A 19,382-nucleotide genomic window follows, 5' to 3' on the forward strand; every position below is an offset into this window, starting at 1 on the left:
TGTGATTGACAATCGCTATTTTTTGTTCTAAATTAACAGTATAGGGTGTGAAAAAAGAACATGAATCCTAAAGAAAGACGTTTGCATATTCAAAAGTTGTTGGCGGCCACCGGAAAAGCAGATATTGATGAATTGGCCAAGGCTCTCGATGTTTCTCACATGACAGTAAGGCGCGATTTGGCTTTACTTGAGGCGGAAAACCAAATTATTCGCACTCACGGCGGAGCCGTGCTGCAAAAAGCACTTGTAAAGGAGACGCCTTATGCCCATAAAGAAACGAAAGAATTGGCGGCGAAAAAGGCAATCGCACGGGAAGCGGCACAACTTGTAGAAAACGGGTCAACGGTATTAATTGACTCAGGGACAACCACGCTCGAGATTGTGAAGTTATTGAAAGACCGGAATGATTTAACCATTATTACCAATGATATAAAAATAGCTGCACAACTGATTGATGCAAAGCCGCGTTGTATTATAACCGGGGGGGAAGTTCAGCACGAACTCGGTGCGCTGCACGGCCCCCATGCCCAAGAGCTATTGCGCAATATTCATGTTGATTTATTTTTGCTTGGTGCCCATGCCGTCCATGCATCGGCCGGAATCACAGCGCCAACACTTGAAAAGGCGAAAATCAAAAAGTTGATGATGGAAGCAGCAGCAAAAACATGGCTTGTATGCGATTGGAAAAAATTTGATGAAACTTCTTTTGCCCGTGTTTGTGGCTTGAATGAGTTGGAAGGAATCATTACCGACTCGAGAATACAAGGGCACGAGATGGAAGCATGCCATGAGAACATGCGGTTGGCGCCGATGTAGGCGAACGGGGGGAGAACAATGAAAATAGGCGTTATTGCTGATGATTTAACAGGGGCGAATGCTTCTGGCGTGAAACTGGTTCGACAAGGGTTTCAAGCGACAACAATTGTCCATAGTGCCACTTTGCCTGCCAACAGTTTCTACGATGCGGTCATTATGGATACCGATAGCCGTTACATTGAAGAAAGCGTCGCTAAACAGCGGATTGCCCGGGCAATGGAGCAGTTGCATAACTGGGGCGCTGCTATTTTTACAAAACGGATTGACAGCACATTAAGAGGCAATATTGGCGCAGAGATCGATGAGATGCTTAAAGGAATGGCGGAAGATGCCATAAGTATTGTCATGCCGTCTTTTCCAGATTCAGGCCGAGCGATGGCAGGGGGCTATTTGTTGCTAGATGGCATCCCCCTTCAGGAAACATATGTATCGAAAGACCCAATAGCACCAATTAAAAAGTCTTATGTCCCTGATCTAATTGGGGGCCAATCCCATCATCAAGTGGGCTATGTCGGGCTAAGCGCGGTCATGGAAGGGCAAGAGTCTTTTTTAAATGAGCTTTCGCTCCAGTTGCAAACTGGCGCACGAATCATCGTTGTTGATGCAATTACCAATGAACAGATTGATGAAGTAGCCGAAGCACTTGCGTCTAGTGGGCGAACAGTGTTGTGTGCTGATCCTGGCCCGCTGACAGCCAGTTATGCTCGAGCGATGTCCCGCGACTATGCGAAAAAAGCAAACATTTTAGTGGCAGTCGGCAGTGCAACAAGTCTAACAGGGACACAATTAGCGTATCTGGTTGAAAAAACAGGTTCAACACCAGTGTATGTGAACCCTGAGCCCCTTGCTAGTTATAGCAGCTCTTGGAAACAGGAAGTGGAACGAGCAACAAAAGCTGCGTTAAAGCAAGCTGAAACAGACCGCGTCTTGATTGTGACAACACATAAGCCTGGCCAAGAATTAGTCGATTTAAAGGCAAAAGCTGTTGAAGAAGGAAAGAGCAGTGATGCCCTTGCAAAACGGATTACCGATGGGCTGGCAACGATTAGTCGGAAATTGCTTACAAGCGATCATGTCCAGTTTGCTGGCTGTTTTACAAGCGGCGGTGATGTGACGGCATCCGTTTGTGCGCTCGGGCGCGCGAATGGCATTGCTTTAAAAGACGAAGTCATGCCCCTTGCTGCATATGGCACATTTGATGGCGGTTATTTTGACGGTTTGCCAGTAGTGACAAAGGGTGGCTTAATTGGCGATAAAAAAGCGATTTACGAGTGCGTCAAATTTATTGAGACAAAAGCCATGTAAACAAAGGAGAGGGATAACATGTCAAAACCAATTATTGCGGTAACAATGGGCGATCCAGCAGGAATTGGACCTGAAATTACAATTGGTTCACTGAATAAGAGCGAAATTTATGATCTTTGCACGCCTGTCGTGATTGGCAATGCAGCAGTGCTAGAAAAACTGTTGCCCGTAGTCAAAGCGGACTTAACGATTAATAAAGTAAGCACCCCAGCTGAAGCGCGTGGTGAATATGGCACAATCGATGTCATTGATTTTCCAAACCTCGATGATTATCAGTTTGGGAAAGTTAGCGCCGAATGCGGTGCACAAGCGTTTGCTTATATTGAACATGCGGTTGAGCTTTGCAAAACCAACCAAGTACAAGCAATGGCAACAGCGCCTATTAATAAAGAATCTCTTAAAGCGGCAAATGTACCATACATCGGGCATACTGAAATGCTTGCTGGCCTAGCCGATGTCGCTGATCCGCTTACGATGTTTGAAGTCCGCAACATGCGCATTTTCTTTTTGACGCGCCACTTGTCGTTAAAAGATGCAATTGGGCAAATGACAAAGGAACGTGTCCACGACTATTTGCTTCGTTGTGATGCAGCGCTCGCAAAGCTTGGCGTTGAAAAGCGCAAATTTGCTGTAGCCGGCTTGAATCCTCATAGTGGGGAAAATGGATTGTTTGGTTATGAAGAAGTGGATGAAATCAAGCCAGGAATTGAGCTTGCTCAAGCAGACGGGATAGACGCTGTCGGTCCGGTTCCTGCAGACTCAGTCTTTTTCCAAGCATTAAATGGACGTTACGATGCCGTGCTTTCCCTCTACCATGACCAAGGGCATATTGCCGCGAAGATGACCGATTTCCATCGCACGATTTCCATTACAAATGGACTTCCGTTCCTGAGGACATCTGTCGACCATGGCACAGCATTTGACATTGCTGGTCAAGGAATTGCAAGTTCAGTCAGCATGGAAGAAAGCATTAAGCTTGCCGCTAAATACGCGCCTCATTTTAAACAGGCGTAACCGACTGGGCTGCGACGAGCAGCCCAGCTATTCATCTTATTATTAAGCGCTTACAAGAAGGAGGCAACATATATGGAAGTATCCGAAACACAAATGATCGTCGGCCTCGTGCTGGCAATCGCTGTGCTCATTTTTCTTGTCGTAAAAACAAAAGTTCATGTCTTTTTGGCTTTAATTATTGCTGCTTCGATTACTGGGCTCGTCGGCGGAATGGCGCCTCCAGAAGTGGTGAACGCCATTACGGAAGGATTTGGCAGCACCCTTGGTTCAATTGCGATCGTAATTGGTTTTGGCGTAATGATGGGCCGGATTCTTGAAGTATCAGGCGCAGCGGAAAGGCTTGCCTACACGGTCGTTAAGGTTCTTGGAAAACGCAAAGAAGAGTGGGCAATGGCGATTACAGGCTATATCGTTGCATTTCCGATCTTTGTCGATTCTGCTTTTATTATTTTAAGTCCACTTGCGAAAGCGTTGTCAAAGAAAACAGGGAAATCGATTGTCGCCCTTGCTATTGCTCTTGCGGGTGGTGCAGTTGTCATTCACAGTGCTGTCCCACCGACGCCAGGTCCCCTCGGAGTAGCGGGAATATTTGATATTGACATCGGTTGGATGATTATTTCCGGTATGTTGTTTGCGATTCCAATGGTCATTGCAATGGTCATTTACGCCAAGTGGCTTGGCAAGCGGATTTACCAGGTTCCGAGTGAGGACGGAATGGATTGGATCCGTCCGGAAAAACAGCTAGACGTGGAACAATGGTTGGAAGAAAAAGAACAAAAAGAACTTCCTTCATTGCTGCGCTCGTCTTTGCCTATTGTGGTGCCAATCGTTCTGATTTTTATGAATACAACATTGAATGCAATGGAAGCATCAGGCCCATTTGTCGACTATATCACCTTTTTTGGTTCGCCTGTCATTGCAGTAGGTATCGCTGTTCTTCTAGCTATTTACGGCCTGTTCGGCCATATCCAACGCTCAGAAGCATTGGAACGGATGGAAGAAGGGATTAAGCAAGCGGGAATTGTCTTGCTTGTCACAGGTGCAGGCGGTGCACTTGGCTTTGTCTTAAGGCAGACAGGCGTAGGCGAACATATTGGTGAAATAGTAGTGAATACAGGGATTCCTGCAATTTTGCTTCCTTTCGTTATCGCCACACTTGTTCGCTTTATTCAAGGCAGCGGTACTGTTGCCATGATTACAGCCGCTTCGATTTCAGCGCCGATTTTAGCGGATATGGATGTAAATATGGTGCTTGCTGCACAAGCAGCAGCTCTAGGCTCATTATTCTTTTCTTATTTTAATGATAGCTTATTCTGGGTAGTCAACCGCACAATTGGCATTAAACAGGCGAAAGAACAAATCCTTGTCTGGTCAGTGCCGACTACGATTGCCTGGTTTATCTCCCTTATTATGTTATTAATTGCGAATATGTTCGTTTAAGTTGAAAAAGCTTCCTATACGGGAAGCTTTTTCTTTTGGCAGTCAGCAAGAAAGGGGGGATGTTCAAATTTCCTCCTTAATGTAAATGAAAGGAGGAGAAGGGAAATAGGGTTTATAACAATTTGATACGGACTTTAGTCAAGCTCTCTGGTTTAAAAAGAAGTAAGAAGTCCCTTCCTATCACTCCTTTTAGAAATATGTGTGACAATGTAAGCACTCTAGAAAATGTCTGGTCAATTAATAGTTTATCGCCAGGATTTATTTAATGCTGTTAAAAATAGTTTAGACCTTGAATATAATAATAAAGATGATTCTCTGCCAAGCTCAGTTCTGGACATAAAACATAAGGACTTAGCAGTTTTAAATGCTGCACTATTAGAACAGAACTACGAGTTAGCATACATTATTTCTTTTAAAGAATTAAGATTAAATAAAGCACTAAGGTTTGCTCATACTTCTCTTTACCATAGGTATTTAGGAGTAGTTGCTGCTAATCTTGGTTATTATGACCAGGCCATAATGCATTTTAATGATGCAATAAAAAGTAGCAGTAACTCTGTGGAGTACTACAGAAATATATATATAAAATCAATATGTTATATAAAAAGAAAAGACGATCCTAATTTTGCAATTAAAAACTTGGAAAAAGCATTAACAGAAATAAAAAACAGTGAGGAAAGGTCTAATTTAAAATTTGAAGAAGGCTGGATTACAAATGGTTTGTGTTTAGGTGAGACAATTCAAGCATTGAAGCTACCAAATATTGAGAAGGAAAAAGAGATTGAGAAAGTATTCAAAAAGAAAATGGAAGTTTATAAAATTATAAGTAAGGAGGTTGAATACAAATATATATATTTGAAGTATAACATCTTAGCAAATATGGCTTTTTTATTAGAAATCAACAAGGATTATAAAAATGCAATTCGTTTTTGGGAAAGAGCTTTTAGTCCTATGTTAAACTCTAAGTCAATTGATGCAGAAAAAACACTCAGTTATCGTCTTGGGATAATTCATATAAAGATTGGGGATTTCGAAGCAGCGCAAAATTACCTTAAACGTTCTTTGGAGTTATCTCGTATAGAGAAAAATTCCTTTGATTCAATAATTATTTTGTATGGTCTAGCCTACAACAGTTTATCAAAAAATAATTTTTCTTTGTCCGAAAAATATATTCAAGAAGGGTTGGAGTTATCTAAGAAGATAGGAGATTGCTCCAATAATAAAAGGTTTTTGTCGTTGAAAGAGTATTTAAAAAAAGAAGTTAAGAAAGAAGAATTATCCCCTGAATTTCCTAGTATAAAACTTAGATCGTATGTTGACTTTCTAGACCTTACCTTTAAACCTCAAAGGGATATAAATAAAGAATTGATAAAGAATGAGGGTTGAAAATGAAATCTATAGATATTGAAAAAAAGCTTGATACTATTACAGAAAAAATAACAGAGAGGTTATGTGAAGAAGGATTCATTAATTCTGCATACTATGATCGAGAGGGTTACTATAGAAAGAAGGAACTTATAAAGAATTTTTATATACCAAAAACGAGTATTACAAAATTAGCTTCTAGAATACTATACTCTATAGGTTTAAACAGTGCAAGCCATACTATTGTTGGAGCAGGTACTTATACAGGACATGCCATTAGCTGGCTTATTTCGGAAAGTGACGCAAAATTTGTATATGCTCTAGATATAGATCCTGCAGCAACAAGAATTGCGGTTGATAATTTTAGTAACTTTAAACCAAAACCAAACTGTATAAATATTGATGCAGAATCTTGGTTATGCCAATATGATGGTAGTATAGACATTCTATATATTGACGTAGATACAATTGATGATGGAAAGAAAAAATATGTGGATATTCTAGAAGCGGCGTACGAAAAAATATCAGCTAATGGAATAATAATTGCTCATGATATTAACGAAGAGAAATTTCAAGAAGATATGGTTGCTTATAAAAAAGTAATAGCTAATCGTGGTAAATTTAAAAACTCAATAAATTTAAACATCGATGATTTTGGTCTTGCAATAACAAAAAAGAAATGAGGTATTCTGCATGTACTCTGGCCTCGTCATTCGTCTTGATTATGGAGAATCGGCCTTTCAACAACCAGTTACAGCAAAAGCGGAAGTAATTCGGCATATAAACAATGAGGAAAACGGCTATGCACCTATTCTAGGAGATGCCATATTAAAGGCGAAAATTATTCAATTCCTAACTAATAAATTTGGCCTTGAGGCGGAACCTGATCAAATATCAATTGTTTCAGGCGGGTTAATGGGAATTAATTCAGTATTAAATTACTTAGTAAAGGAAAAAAATATAAAGCATCTTTTTTATCCCAATCCTGGATTTCCACCATATTCTAAACTAGAAGAATATCATATGATCGAAGGGTTAACCTATGATTTTTCGAACAAAAAGGTATTTATGGAAGAGATCAGATATATAGCGAAGAACTTTAAAGATGCCGCAATTATTATATGTTCTCCTAATAACCCTAACGGACTTAGTTTGAATGAAAATGAATGGAAAATGGTTTTTGAATTACAAAAAGAGTTAACAATCATTTGCGATGATTCATTTGAGAATTATTATTTTTATAACAATCCTATTGTGAGCCTGTGTTCTAATTGCTATAGAGTATTTAGTTTTTCAAAAAGTTTTTCTTTAGCTGATTTTCGTATAGGATTTGTAGTTAGCTCAGAAAAGAAAAGCGTTGAGTACATATCAAAATATAATTGGGATATACATTTAAGTACTAGTATGATAGCACAAAAAGCGGCGATAGGTGCTTTAAATTCACTTGACTATCAAGAGAAATGCAAAGAATTTGTGGAAAAGCAAGTAATGGATGCGGCCAAGCTTTTTATAGCAGCTGATATTACTTGTTCTTACCCTGAAGGAGGGTACTTTCTATGGTTAAAAATACCAGATAAATATAATAATTCTATGGACTTTTCGATAGATTTGTTAAATAGAAAAAGAGTGCAAGTAATTCCTGGAGAGTATTTTGGGGATAAGGGAGAGCATTATTTCCGAATAAACTGTTCTACAAATTGGCTTAAGTTAAAAGAAGGTATAGAGAGAATAATTGATCTTTATTGAAAAGGATGAGGCTTTTGTCAGAAAAAAATTCGTATCGCAGCTTACTAAATGAGCGTGATTTTCTATTTTTGTCTCTGGGTAGACTTCTAAAGATTATTGCCATGACACTATTTAGCATTGAAGTTGTTTGGATTACCATGTACCTGACAAATAATTCTGCTCTGCATCTGTCAATCACGGCCATGGCCCAAACGGTTCCATTTATACTATTTGGCATATATGGCGGCGTTCTTGCCGATAAATGGAATAAAAAGAAGTTAATGATTTTGTGTGATGTGTTGGCTTTCCCCATCCTTTTGCTAATACCAGTATTATATTTATTTAATAACTTGAGTTTTTTGTGGTTGGTATTTTTGACAATTGGTTTCACCTTATTAAATTGTCTTTCCGAACCTAGCTTTCGCTCCATCTTACCAAAAATATTGCCAAGGAAGAAATTAAAACAAGGGAATGCGCTACTTGATTCTATACAAAGAGGCGCCCAAATATTTGTTCCGTTAAGCATTGCCTTTTTTTTGCTTTTTATGCCGGAAATTCATCTATTTACAGTAGCGGCATTTTTTACTTTGCTCACTTTTATCGCACACTGTTTTATAAGATATCAACCGATTAAATCGGTTGAACAGGAAAACGCTTCTGATCTAAAAGCGATAAAAGAGACGCTTAAATACATAAAAACTCACCCTGAAATATCTATACCGATGTTCGGATCTGCAACTTGTATATTCATTAATACAGGTTTATGGAGAGTAGGGCTCCCACTTTTATTAAATACACAATTAAACGCAGACGTAACCGCCTACAGTTATGCAATTGGAATATTAGGTTTTTCCTCACTGGTTACTTCAGTTGCATTAGGAAATTCTAAACGGTTTAATCCTAAGGGTACTTTTATTAAAGGGGTTTTCCTTTGGGGAATGGGGCTCCTAATGATTGGAATGTTTCCACATTTGCTTGTGATTATGTTTGCATCCTTGCTCTTAGGGATCGGTCAAGCGGCCCAAGGATTGACGAGGGTTATCCTTTTTCAAGAAACTTTGCCGGAACATCTGTTAGGAAAAGTGTTTAGCACTTCAAGCTCCTTAAGTTATGCAAGCGATTCATCCTCGTTATTGCTAGTGCCAGCCCTTGTAGCAATTGTGCCGATTTCAGGTTTATTTAGTGGAGGTGGTGCAATTTTAATTTTATTGGCTATTTTAGCAAGGTTGAAGCTAAAAAAGGTAAACGAGCCAATCCATTACGATAAAAAAACGATGTAGCGAGGAGTAGCCATTTTTAACGAGCGGAAACTTATTGATCTTGAACTTGCATTCTATTCCTTTTTGCCAACGGCCTTCCCATTGTCTCCATAACGAAGGGAAAGCCGTTTTTTTTTACCTTTTGCACGATTAAAAGCCGTATCTTACTCCTTTATAGCTCCTTCCGCGACACCTTTCATAAATTGCTTGCTGAAGATAATGAATAAGATAATGAGTGGCAATGTCGCCATCAATGTGCCTGTCATGATGATCGCGTAATCAGTGTCATAAACCCCGTTTAGTTGTGCGAGCATGACTTGCAATGTATAACGGCTTGGTGAGTTGATCGTAACGAGCGGCCATAAATAGTCATTCCACACACCGATGAATGTAAAGATGCCGAGAAAGGTGAGCGCTGGCCGGAGCGAGGGCAGCGCTACATTCCAGTACAGACGGAACGTGTTACAGCCATCCAATCTTCCTGCTTCGAGCAATTCGTCAGGAACAGCATCCTGACAGAATTGGCGAATCCAAAAGATTCCAAATGCACTGGCGAGGCCGGGAATGATCAACGCTTTGTACGAATCGACCCAGCCAAACTCGGCAATCAACAGGAAAGAAGGGACAAAGCTCATTTGTGAAGGAATCATCATCGTTAACAGCAAAGCAGTGAACAGCATGTTTTTTCCTGGAAAACGAAATTTCGCGAATGTAAATCCGGCAAGGGAACAAAAGAATAACACGCCAATGACCGTGATGGTTGAAACAAAAAAGGTGTTAAAAAAAGCTTGGTAGAAGTCAATCGAAGCCAGCACATTCTTCACATTTGTAAACAGTTCATTGCCGAAAGTCAGTTTTGGAGGAAATCTTAAAATATCGCTTGTTGTATTCGTGGCCATGACTACTAGCCAGTAAAACGGGAAAATCGAGATAATGACGCCAATGAGCAAGACAAAATGGGTCAATGCTTTCGTAAGAAATTTATCGGATGCCATCTGATTTCCTCCTTATGCTTTCTGGACTAGTTTCCAATTAATAAGCGAAAACAAGGCGATGATGATAAACATGGCCCATGAAACCGCGGAAGCATAACCAAATTGGTTATTTAAAAAACCTTCATTATACATATAGAGGGTCATCGTCATGCCAGCTCCGCCAACGCCGCCGGAATTGCCTAGTAATATTTGCGGCTCGGTAAAAATCTGCATCGAGCCAATTGTTGTCATGATGACCGTAAACAAAATGATTGGACGCAGTAAAGGAATGGTAATGCGAAAGAAAATTTGCGTTTTATTGGCTCCATCAATTATCGCGGCTTCATAAAGGGTTTTCGGGATGTTTTGCAAGCCAGCTAAATAAATGATCGCATTATAGCCGACAAATCGCCAAACAACCATTGAGGCGATGACAACTTTCACTAAGAAACCTGAGTTCAGCCATTCGAGAGGCGCGATGCCAATGAGAGAGAGCAAGTAGTTCATTAAACCGTATTGGTTGCTGAAAATGGTTTCAAAGATGATCGCTACGGCAACGATGGAGGTGACATTCGTGATAAAGAACATCGTTTGGTAGGTGCTCCGCCCTTTGAGGGAAGGGAGATTGAGTAAAAAAGCGATGACTAAAGCAAAGAACAACATAGGAATGCTTGAGAGAAACCAAATCGCAAATGTGTTGCCGACAGCTTGCCAAAACTCAGCATCGCCAAGCAAATATTGAAATTGGGACAGGCCGACAAACGTCTTATCGCCTAAACCAGACCAACTGTGGAAAGACAAATACAACGAATAGAAGATTGGAAAAACGCCAAAGACCGCAAATAATAGAAAGAAAGGAGAGATAAACAGATAGAGGGTGCGTTTTTTCCATATTTCAGCCCAGAGAGAAGGCTTATGTTCACGGAGCATCTCATAGCCAAGTTCTGTTTGAGGTTTATTGGTCACTGTGTATTCCTCCTTATTGATCGATTCTTGACAGTTCGCGTTGCGCCTTTTTCTGTGCATCCTCCCAAGCCTTCTCTGGATTTTTGTTGGCTCGATCGATCAACACCATCTCATCATTAAAAATCGCGCGAAACTTGCCGTAATGTTCTCCATAGAAAGTAGGAGGGACGTTTTTCGCCGACTCAACAAAAACATCCGCTACTACTTGGTCGCCATAAAAAGGATCTGGTTCACGCAAAAGCTCTGACTCAAGCGTCTCAATCGCAGAAGGAAAAAGATTGACATCTAAGAAATGGTCGAGCTGTGCGTCTGATGATACAAGCCATTTTGTGATGGCCACTGCCTCGTCTTTGTGGGCGGAGCTATCAAGAACGCCAATAAAGGAACCGCCGTTATTGCCATCTCCGCCAGGGGCTCTCGTAACACGCCATTTCCCAGCCGTATCAGGAGCAGCATCCTGTAAGATTTGCGACTCCCATACAGCTCCTACCCGTGAAGCGACATCGCCACCGTTTAAAGCGGCATTGACTTCTTGCCCTTCTGTCAGACGTGCAGACAGACCTTCTTCGTGGATCCGGACAGCTGTATTCCAAGCATATTGAATCGCTTCTCCATCGCCAATATAAGTGCCGTCTTCGGCAAAGTATTTGTCTGATTGCTGCTCAATCACTTGCAAATAAGGTTTTGTAATCGATTCAAACATATGGACACCTGTTTTTTCTTTCATTTGAATGCCTGCCTCGATATAATCGTCCCACGTCTGCAACTGGGCATGCACTTCGTCAGGCTCAGTAGGCAATCCCGCTTCCTCAAATAAGTCTGCTCGATAATAAAGGGCAGTTGGGCCAGTGTCTATTGGCAGGGCAATGAGGGCACCGGTTTCTGGGTCTTGTACAGCCTGCCATTTCCAATCCAAGTACTCTTGCTCTAATTGATCTGCACCATAATCAAGCAAATTGACAAACTCTTCGGCATAAGCGATATACTCATAGGCCCAGTCATTCATAGCGACAATATCAGGGCCCCTTCCTGCAATAAGCGCTGTATGCAACTTCGTCTTGTATTCATCTCCGCCAATCTTTTGGGCATCAATCGTCACATGAGGAAAGGCTTCTTGCGCTTTCGCAATCACATTATCACTCAAGCTACGGTTCCAATACCAAAGTGTAATGACCGGTTTAGTTTCGCCAGACATAGGGGCAAATTGACAACTAGAACAGACAAGGAGCGACACACTGAAAAAGAAGAAAAGACGTTTCATGGTGGAACCTCCTTCTAAGTATCATTGGCATGTATGACAGCGCTTACAAAATAGTTGGAACCAATGAAAATATAAATTTAGATTATACTATACTGTATTTTCAATAAATAATACATGTTTATTTTTGACAATAACAGGTTGGAACAAGACAATGCCTTAAAAGCGCTTGTATAGAAAGGATTGAGAATGAGATTATTTTGTCCTATTTCATTTGATTGGCCTTCACCTAAACAGACGAATTGGGGTGGTATGTTACTATTAGCGTGAAGAATAAGCAGAAGGAGGAAATGATTGAATGCTTGAGTTGGATAAGATGATCCATAAAGTAAACGCCCTGAAAGAAGAGCACGCAAAGGGAATCATTAAAATTATTTGTGGAAAACTAGATAATTTAAAACACGCGGACGGACAATATACAGAGAAAGAGTTTGTCGAAGATATTCGATTAATAATTGAGAATTTCCCTCAATTAAATAGGGGTGAAGAGAATAATAGGTAATGGAAAAACGCCACGGAAGAAGGGTTTTTATTATCAATTCTAACTCTGAAATTTAACAAAACAAAGCTTGCCGTCATCGCTCCCATATGATAGCGTAAGGATGACAACACAATCACTAAAACCGCTAGGGGTGCTTCGAATGATGGAAGCTGAGAGAGGCAAACGAGCCTTAACCCTTATCACCTGATCTGGTTCGGACCAGCGGAGGGAAGCGGGCACGTTTTCTGGACATGCCACCCGCTTCTTTTTTAAGTAGCGGTTTTTTTGTGTGGAAAAGGAGGACAACAAATAGGTGGAATCGTTGCTTAAGCAAGTGGAAGAAAGGGAAGATGAGCTCATTCGGCTCGTGTCTGATTTGATTTCCTATGCGACCATCGCCCCCCCGGCCCGAAATACGGCCGATATCCAACAGTATATTGAAGGCTATTTGCGAGCCGCAGGGATGACTGTCGACAAGTGGGAATCGTACCCAGGCGATTGGAATGTCGTAGCGATGAAGGAAGGCACAGATAGAACGAGGTACCATAGCCTCCTTTTAAATGGCCATGTGGATGTCGCTACAGTCGAAGAGGAAGAAAAAAGCCAATGGAAATACGCTCCTTTTTCCCCTGTGATAGAAGAACGGACGCTGTATGGACGTGGTGCCGCCGATATGAAAGGCGGGCTTGGTGCTTGTCTGTTTGCGTTGCGTCTTTTGCATGATCATGGGATTGAACTAAAGGGCGATGTCCTACTTGAAGCAGTTACAGGCGAAGAAGTTGGCGAGGCTGGCACGAAACAATGTTGTGAGCGAGGCTATACGGCTGATTATGCAATTGTAGCCGACACAAGCAATTGCCGTGTTCATGGACAAGGCGGTGTCATTACTGGCTGGATTACCGTAAAAAGTGACTCGACTTACCATGATGGCACGCGGCGGGATATGATCCATGCCGGTGGTGGCTTACAGGGTGCTAGTGCGATTGAAAAAATGGCTAAACTGATAGCTGCTTTACAAGAACTTGAGCGCCACTGGGCTGTGACAAAGTCGTATCCAGGTTTTCCGCCTGGTACCAATACGATTAATCCAGCTGTCATTGAGGGCGGGCGCCATCCAGCGTTTATTGCCGATGAATGCAGGTTGTGGATAACTGTGCATTATTATCCAAATGAATCCGCAGAAGAAGTGGCCAACGAAATTGAAGCCCATCTTCTTGCCACAGCTAAAGCAGATGTGTGGTTGAAAGACAATCTTCCAACCTTTACTTGGGGCGGCGCCTCTATGATTGAGGACAAAGGGGAAGTATTCCCTGCTTTTTCAATCGATGAAGCTCATCCTGCATTATCTGTTTTAAAGACTGTCCATCAGACTGTTTTTGAGGCTCCATTGGAAATAGAAATGTCGACTAGCGTGAATGATGGTGGCTGGTTGGCCGAATATGGAATGCCGACGATTTGTTACGGGCCTGGGAAATTAGCACACGCACATGGCGTGAATGAACAGCTTGACATTGATGAACTCGTCCGTTATACGAAAGCGCTTGTCGCCTTTATTTATAAATGGTGCAATACCGAAAAAAGGGGAGAATAACTTATGAAGTTTTCAGAACGTATTCGTAAAAACGCTGATCCGATTTGGCAAGCGAGTCACAATCATCCGTTTGTCCAAGGAATTGGCCACGGCACTCTTGAACTAGAAGCATTTCAATATTATATGTGCCAGGATTATAAATATTTGATCGAGTATTCCCGCGTCATTGCCCTTGGCACAGTACTGGCACCTGATTTAGAAACAATGTCTGGCTTTGCTAAAGCGCTTGATGAGACACTTAACAGCGAAATGGAACTGCACCGTGCTTATGCGAAGCGCCTCGGAATTACACGGGAGCAGTTGGAACAGACAGTTCCTGGACCAGTAACGCTTGCTTATAGCAGCGCGATGATGGCTGAAGCGCAAAAAGGGTCCCTTGCCGAACTCATTGCCGCGATTTTACCGTGTGCGTGGAGCTATTATGAAATTGGCACAGCGCTCGCGAACATTCCTGGCGCCACAGAACATGAGGCATACGGGGAATGGGTGAAAATGTACTCCTCGCCTGAGTTTGGCGCAATTGCGGACTGGCTGATTGCAAAGCTAGACGAGCTTGCTGTAGAAAAGAGCGAGGCCGAGCTAGACCGTATTGAAACGATCTTTATGAATACAAGCCGCTATGAATATATGTTTTGGGACATGGCCTATAAACAAGAAAACTGGCCGATCGGTTAAGGGTTTCTACAACATTATTCAGGCGGATCTACAGTTAAATGCTGTGCCCTGTTAGCGGGGGCACAGCTTTAGTCTTCTGCAACAATCCTTCAGACTGATGGGCTTAGTGATAATGCTGCTCTAGACCAACAAAGTAGAGATTTCATCCTTTATTCAATAGATTTCACTCAAAAAAGTAATTATTCTAATGTTAGAGGAAAGATTATTTATAAAACGAAATTGGAATAAAGATGAGTTGCTAGAACATTTTGTAGTAGAACCAATTAAAATTGGCAATAAAACAGGAGTAAGTCGTTTAAAATTTGCAGTATTATTAATTAATTTTAACAGGAGGCTAGACAAAGCACGATTGAATAGTTATTATTGCCATGCTAAGTGGCTTTACCCTAATGTTTGTGTATAGATAGAAAATGATTGAATTACTTTCCAGATGACATGTTTATTCAGATAATTGCTACCCATTTATTTTAATTTATGTCAGATTTTGCACGGTGATAAAGTTTTGGAGGATGTGGTGAGCAATTTTCACTAACACTCCCATAAATCTCCCTTCCTACTTCATTTTCCGTTTATATTGAGGTTACGATTTTTACTTACTAAAAACATTTTATATTAAACAAAATTTCTTGCTCGTTCTATCAATTGTAACAATTCACCATTAGGCCCATAAAATAAAATCATAAGCCCACCTTCAAGAGTTAATTGTGGTTGATTCGATAAAAATTTAATTCCTTTTTTCTCATAATAGCTAATTGCTTGATTAATATCCTCTACTGTAAAGGCAAGGTGGTTAACAATCCCGTTTTTGTTATATTTACCATTAGGGTCAATATCTTGAATTAGCTCAATTTCCATATTAGGCTGTTCTTCCAGATATAAAAATGCCAGCTCCCTTGTTTTAGTAGATCCTCGAATCCGAACTTTAAATCCAAACGTATCTGAGTAGTATCGAATAGTATAATCCATATTATTTACAATGATAGCTACATGTTCCATTTTTTTAATCATTATATTCTTCCTTTAGCAGTTCCATATTTTTACCTCTATACATGTTTGAAACTCCCTCCTATTGCACCTAAAAAATAATGTCAAGTACCTCAAAAACGTCACTGCCTACTCCAATGCCCTATATAAAATGAAAACTGATTCCAATATTTAAATTCGACTAATAGAGTTTGAATGGAGAGTTTAGTTATTCTTTGGAGGCGCAGTTGTGGATCGGTTAATATATTCCATTTTAAATACTACATCTCTTTTTCTAAGCTGTTTTCCTTGAAGCATGTTCATCAGTATTGAAGTAGCTCTCTTTCCTATACCCACTAAATCTACGTGAACAGACGATAAAGATGGCGTTAAAAAATTTGAAATAGGAACATCATCTGCACCAACAACAGATAGATCTTCAGGCACTGATAATCCGATCATTGTAGCAGCTTTAATAACACCTATCGCCAAATAGTCTGATGAGCAGACAACACCAGTAATTTTTCTGTGATCACTTAAAAATGAAGCCATCACTTCTGTTGCTTTAAACCCATCAAATTCATCAATTTCAATAACATTTTCAGAAGAATAGTCTAATCCCAGTTCTAGCAGTGTACGTTTGTATCCATTTAAACACCTTACACTATGCATAGAACTGATTGGTCCGTTAATAATTCCAATGTTTCGATGTCCTAGTTGATAAAGAGCTGTTACTGCTTGTCTTATTCCATCTTCATCGTCAGGACGGACACAAGGAAATGGAGAGTCTTCTAAATAACTGCCGACTACAACCATAGGTATACCAATACTTTTTAGCCATTCTAAACTTAGTTCCTCATTTCTAGGTGAAAAAAGAATGGCACCATCTACAGATCGAGTTTCTAACAGCCGTTTTTGCTGTAGAGAAGTGAACGACATTAGAATATTATAATCGGTTTGATCAAACCCTTTTGCTATACCTTCTAAAATTGTAGAAAAAAATGGGTTATTAAGAATAAACGATCCTCTTGGGACAACTACTGCAATATTTCCTGTAGTTCGTTTAGCTAGCCCTCTTGCACTGACGTTCGGTCGGTAATCCAATTCCTCAATTACTTTGCGGATTCGTTGCTCTGTTTCTGCACTAACCCCCGGCTTGCCACTTAATACCCGTGATACTGAAGCTGTTGAAACATTAGCCTTAAGCGCCACATCTTTTATACGTATACTCATTACATACCTCCGTGGGTCAAATATATTAAGTATCCATAATTATAATATAGCCCCATCTAAATACTACTACAAAATTTGTTATAATTTAACTTCATTTTCTTTTAGTATGCCTGATAGTAAACCTTGACGAATTTCCTCTTTGCTTTTTCTGTTAAAGGAAAAACGGGACGTCTTGCATACCAAATCTTAACCATGAATGTGGAGGCATAAGAAGAAATCCACTTTCTATTAGAGAATTTGATAGCGCTTACAATATATTTGAAACACCATAAACATAAACGTGGAAATCTATTTATACGAGCTTCTTAATTAGTTCAATCAAAGCAAAGATTGTTAGAAATAAAGTAAATACATAACTTACAATCATACAGAATTGCAAAATTTTTGGTTGTTTATATCCTTCGTTAATGTCTTTCCTACACAATAATAAACACATAAAAAAACCTGCTACCGGAGTGGCTACTGCAGTTGCTATGTTAGCTATATAGATTAATTGGACTGGGGATCCCCCATAGCTAAAACTGATAATTGCTGAAACAGCCAGCACGATCAAAGAACCCCATTTTATACTTTTTTCTTCTAGTCCAGTAGGTTTATTAAAGCCTGCATTTAAAAATACAACTGCACGATGAGTATTTCCTAACAACGAAGAAAATGCTGCTGCTAACAACGCAATTCCCATTGTATATTTAGCCGCGTTTCCCATAAAAGGAACTAGCATATCGGCCAATTGAGCAGGTGAATTAATAGAAACTTGTTGTGGGTTTAAGACAATCGCACCTACAAGGACAATTGCTCCACTAACAAGAATTACACCAAGAATATGTGCGATCGAATCAGTAAGCATCGCTCCATTGAAAAGATCTTCTTTTTTCCATTTTTTTTCGCCACTTAAATAAGTTCCGTAGAGTCCTGTATTAATAGAAGCATTAGTACTAATAAACCCTAATGCCATTACCATGCTTCCAGCTGGAAAATACCAATCTGTAAAACCTGTAGCAACGCTGCTTACATCAGGTCCGCCTGTGGTAAATAATGTTGCATAAAAAGCAAGGATTAGTCCTAAAATACAAATCATTGATACTTTTTCGACCTTTGAATAGACACCTTTTGAAAAGTAACAATACACCAATACACAAAGCATCAATACTACGCCTATCTTCCAATCAATTCCAAAAATTAAATTCACCCCAGCACCTGTCCCTGATATATTTCCTATTGTAAAGAACACACATGAAAGAAAGGTTGCTATACCCACAATTTTTGCAGCAAAAGAACCATAAAAATGTCGTATTGCATGAATTGACGGCATACCAGTTAAAAGGGTAATACGGTAAGTAGTTAATAAGAATGAGATCCCCATAAAGATAATGGGAATGAGTATCCAGAGTAAAGAATAACCATACTGTGCTCCTAACATGGAAGCCGTAGTAATGGCACCTGGACCGATTACTACACCGGTTAAAATAATTCCGGGGCCGATACGCTTGATTAATTCTTTAAAAGGAAGCTTCTTTACATTGATTTGCGCAGATATCTTTTCTGTAGCAACACTACTTTTATTCATAGCATACCATTCCTTTCGCTTCGCACAAGTTACTAAATGAAATGAAATAGGGTTGTCCTGAGCGTTATTTTGGCTAATCAACGGGCATTAGGATACCAACTAATGACAAAAAAGGTGTAAATAGATTTCTGATTATTTGAAAAGTTTATGTTGGAAGCTTTATGTTACCATTTGCCATTAGACTGTTGCATAATCTTAAGGGTTATTGCTTAAAATTGACTGCTTTAATGTCAAGTAGGAAAAACCAACTTAAAAAGTTAACGGTGTCTAACATTTATCTTGTAAATTGTGGATCCCTGCGGCGAAACTCTATAAACATCACGGGTCAAAGAAGAATAAGCTTATGAATTGTATCTCCCCATTGACAGATTTATGATACAAGAACAGGTCGAAAATTAGTTAAACAGCACTATGAAAACTTTCAATCTTGAAAAAGGCTTTGAGAAAGTAATCCTTTCCCTTGCCGGGTCCTTACACAAAGTGATCAATTTAAGCCTAACTGTTCCTTTAAGAATATTTTATTCCATTATTCCCATTTGTTAAGCATTTATGTTCCTGGGTAGGACGTACACTAACAAATATGAGAGTGCCGGCAAGAAAAAGTCAGTAACAATTTTCAAAGCAGGATGTTGCTTAAAGTCTCTTTTTTATCAAAAATAAATCCCTAATTTCAGTAAACTGCTAATACATCCTCACGGGCACATTGCTTCTTTTATGCGTAACAGAAAGGCTCGTTCATTTTGAACATCT

17 protein-coding genes and 1 riboswitch are annotated in these 19,382 nt (G+C 40.0%); of the genes, 11 read left to right on the plus strand and 6 right to left on the minus strand.

Going from position 1 to position 19,382, the window contains the following annotated elements; genetic code table 11:
• The first annotated feature begins 60 nt into the window (after positions 1 to 60).
• From N6H06_RS13055 to N6H06_RS13090, 8 genes are all read left to right on the plus strand, one after another.
• Positions 61 to 816 (plus strand): DeoR/GlpR family DNA-binding transcription regulator, encoded by a 756-nt coding sequence (locus tag N6H06_RS13055; protein WP_263707039.1) that lies wholly within the window; start codon positions 61 to 63, stop codon positions 814 to 816.
• Between the two features lie 18 nt (positions 817 to 834).
• Positions 835 to 2,121, plus strand: a complete 1,287-nt coding sequence (locus N6H06_RS13060) for a four-carbon acid sugar kinase family protein (RefSeq protein ID WP_213029248.1) — start codon at positions 835 to 837, stop codon at positions 2,119 to 2,121.
• An 18-nt stretch (positions 2,122 to 2,139) separates the two neighbouring features.
• Positions 2,140 to 3,135: a 4-hydroxythreonine-4-phosphate dehydrogenase PdxA gene (gene pdxA, locus N6H06_RS13065; RefSeq protein ID WP_062748212.1), complete on the plus strand. Its 996-nt coding sequence runs from the start codon at positions 2,140 to 2,142 to the stop codon at positions 3,133 to 3,135.
• 72 nt (positions 3,136 to 3,207) lie between these two features.
• Positions 3,208 to 4,575 carry a GntP family permease gene (locus N6H06_RS13070; RefSeq protein WP_263707044.1) on the plus strand — a complete coding sequence of 456 codons (1,368 nt, stop codon included), beginning with the start codon at positions 3,208 to 3,210 and terminating at the stop codon, positions 4,573 to 4,575.
• A 225-nt stretch (positions 4,576 to 4,800) separates the two neighbouring features.
• Positions 4,801 to 5,961 (plus strand): tetratricopeptide repeat protein, encoded by a 1,161-nt coding sequence (locus tag N6H06_RS13075; RefSeq protein ID WP_263707046.1) that lies wholly within the window; start codon positions 4,801 to 4,803, stop codon positions 5,959 to 5,961.
• A gap of 2 nt (positions 5,962 to 5,963) precedes the next feature.
• Entirely contained in the window at positions 5,964 to 6,623 is a 660-nt protein-coding gene (locus N6H06_RS13080) for a class I SAM-dependent methyltransferase (protein ID WP_263707048.1), read from the plus strand.
• A 10-nt stretch (positions 6,624 to 6,633) separates the two neighbouring features.
• Positions 6,634 to 7,686 (plus strand): pyridoxal phosphate-dependent aminotransferase, encoded by a 1,053-nt coding sequence (locus tag N6H06_RS13085; RefSeq protein WP_263707050.1) that lies wholly within the window; start codon positions 6,634 to 6,636, stop codon positions 7,684 to 7,686.
• Positions 7,687 to 7,700: 14 nt separating this feature from the next.
• A complete protein-coding gene (locus tag N6H06_RS13090; protein ID WP_263707052.1) occupies positions 7,701 to 8,945 on the plus strand; it encodes an MFS transporter in 1,245 nt (414 codons plus the stop codon).
• 143 nt (positions 8,946 to 9,088) lie between these two features.
• On the opposite strand, the gene N6H06_RS13095 is transcribed toward N6H06_RS13090, so the two are convergent.
• The 3 genes from N6H06_RS13095 to N6H06_RS13105 are packed head-to-tail and all read right to left on the minus strand — an operon-like array spanning position 9,089 to position 12,125.
• The gene (locus N6H06_RS13095) at positions 9,089 to 9,919 is read right to left on the minus strand and encodes a carbohydrate ABC transporter permease (protein WP_095336254.1); all 831 of its coding nucleotides are present in this window, start codon (positions 9,917 to 9,919) and stop codon (positions 9,089 to 9,091) included.
• Between the two features lie 12 nt (positions 9,920 to 9,931).
• Positions 9,932 to 10,828: a carbohydrate ABC transporter permease gene (locus N6H06_RS13100; protein ID WP_062749069.1), complete on the minus strand. Its 897-nt coding sequence runs from the start codon at positions 10,826 to 10,828 to the stop codon at positions 9,932 to 9,934.
• A 49-nt stretch (positions 10,829 to 10,877) separates the two neighbouring features.
• The gene (locus N6H06_RS13105) at positions 10,878 to 12,125 is read right to left on the minus strand and encodes an ABC transporter substrate-binding protein (protein ID WP_213029249.1); all 1,248 of its coding nucleotides are present in this window, start codon (positions 12,123 to 12,125) and stop codon (positions 10,878 to 10,880) included.
• A 295-nt stretch (positions 12,126 to 12,420) separates the two neighbouring features.
• On the opposite strand from N6H06_RS13105, the gene N6H06_RS13110 reads away from it, so the two are divergent.
• From N6H06_RS13110 to tenA, 3 genes are all read left to right on the plus strand, one after another.
• Positions 12,421 to 12,624, plus strand: coding sequence for a hypothetical protein (locus N6H06_RS13110; protein WP_062748205.1), 204 nt, complete (start codon positions 12,421 to 12,423; stop codon positions 12,622 to 12,624).
• A 116-nt stretch (positions 12,625 to 12,740) separates the two neighbouring features.
• A riboswitch (TPP riboswitch) is annotated at positions 12,741 to 12,851 on the plus strand.
• A 65-nt stretch (positions 12,852 to 12,916) separates the two neighbouring features.
• Positions 12,917 to 14,194: an acetylornithine deacetylase gene (locus N6H06_RS13115; protein ID WP_213029250.1), complete on the plus strand. Its 1,278-nt coding sequence runs from the start codon at positions 12,917 to 12,919 to the stop codon at positions 14,192 to 14,194.
• 3 nt (positions 14,195 to 14,197) lie between these two features.
• Positions 14,198 to 14,869: a thiaminase II gene (tenA, locus tag N6H06_RS13120; RefSeq protein ID WP_062748202.1), complete on the plus strand. Its 672-nt coding sequence runs from the start codon at positions 14,198 to 14,200 to the stop codon at positions 14,867 to 14,869.
• A 612-nt stretch (positions 14,870 to 15,481) separates the two neighbouring features.
• Here the strand turns inward: tenA and N6H06_RS13125 are convergent.
• The 3 genes from N6H06_RS13125 to N6H06_RS13135 all read right to left on the minus strand — a co-directional run bounded on the left by N6H06_RS13125 (position 15,482) and on the right by N6H06_RS13135 (position 18,632).
• Positions 15,482 to 15,877, minus strand: a complete 396-nt coding sequence (locus tag N6H06_RS13125; protein ID WP_062748200.1) for a VOC family protein — start codon at positions 15,875 to 15,877, stop codon at positions 15,482 to 15,484.
• Positions 15,878 to 16,057: 180 nt separating this feature from the next.
• Positions 16,058 to 17,065: a LacI family DNA-binding transcriptional regulator gene (locus N6H06_RS13130; RefSeq protein WP_062748198.1), complete on the minus strand. Its 1,008-nt coding sequence runs from the start codon at positions 17,063 to 17,065 to the stop codon at positions 16,058 to 16,060.
• 292 nt (positions 17,066 to 17,357) lie between these two features.
• Positions 17,358 to 18,632, minus strand: a complete 1,275-nt coding sequence (locus N6H06_RS13135; RefSeq protein WP_062748196.1) for an Nramp family divalent metal transporter — start codon at positions 18,630 to 18,632, stop codon at positions 17,358 to 17,360.
• Between the last annotated feature and the right edge of the window lie 750 nt (positions 18,633 to 19,382).

Source organism: Shouchella tritolerans (genome assembly GCF_025770735.1).
Taxonomy (GTDB): Bacteria; Bacillota; Bacilli; order Bacillales; family Bacillaceae_D; genus Shouchella; species Shouchella tritolerans.

Excerpts from the sequence above, each read along its gene's own strand:
- N6H06_RS13055 (WP_263707039.1), top strand. The coding sequence starts at position 61 with ATGAATCCTAAAGAAAGACGTTTGCATATTCAAAAGTTGTTGGCGGCC.
- N6H06_RS13060 (WP_213029248.1), top strand. The coding sequence starts at position 835 with ATGAAAATAGGCGTTATTGCTGATGATTTAACAGGGGCGAATGCTTCT.
- pdxA (WP_062748212.1), top strand. The coding sequence starts at position 2,140 with ATGTCAAAACCAATTATTGCGGTAACAATGGGCGATCCAGCAGGAATT.
- N6H06_RS13070 (WP_263707044.1), top strand. The coding sequence starts at position 3,208 with ATGGAAGTATCCGAAACACAAATGATCGTCGGCCTCGTGCTGGCAATC.
- N6H06_RS13075 (WP_263707046.1), top strand. The coding sequence starts at position 4,801 with ATGTCTGGTCAATTAATAGTTTATCGCCAGGATTTATTTAATGCTGTT.
- N6H06_RS13080 (WP_263707048.1), top strand. The coding sequence starts at position 5,964 with ATGAAATCTATAGATATTGAAAAAAAGCTTGATACTATTACAGAAAAA.
- N6H06_RS13085 (WP_263707050.1), top strand. The coding sequence starts at position 6,634 with ATGTACTCTGGCCTCGTCATTCGTCTTGATTATGGAGAATCGGCCTTT.
- N6H06_RS13095 (WP_095336254.1), bottom strand. The coding sequence starts at position 9,919 with ATGGCATCCGATAAATTTCTTACGAAAGCATTGACCCATTTTGTCTTG.
- N6H06_RS13100 (WP_062749069.1), bottom strand. The coding sequence starts at position 10,828 with ATGCTCCGTGAACATAAGCCTTCTCTCTGGGCTGAAATATGGAAAAAA.
- N6H06_RS13105 (WP_213029249.1), bottom strand. The coding sequence starts at position 12,125 with ATGAAACGTCTTTTCTTCTTTTTCAGTGTGTCGCTCCTTGTCTGTTCT.
- N6H06_RS13110 (WP_062748205.1), top strand. The coding sequence starts at position 12,421 with ATGCTTGAGTTGGATAAGATGATCCATAAAGTAAACGCCCTGAAAGAA.
- tenA (WP_062748202.1), top strand. The coding sequence starts at position 14,198 with ATGAAGTTTTCAGAACGTATTCGTAAAAACGCTGATCCGATTTGGCAA.
- N6H06_RS13125 (WP_062748200.1), bottom strand. The coding sequence starts at position 15,877 with ATGATTAAAAAAATGGAACATGTAGCTATCATTGTAAATAATATGGAT.
- N6H06_RS13130 (WP_062748198.1), bottom strand. The coding sequence starts at position 17,065 with ATGAGTATACGTATAAAAGATGTGGCGCTTAAGGCTAATGTTTCAACA.
- N6H06_RS13135 (WP_062748196.1), bottom strand. The coding sequence starts at position 18,632 with ATGAATAAAAGTAGTGTTGCTACAGAAAAGATATCTGCGCAAATCAAT.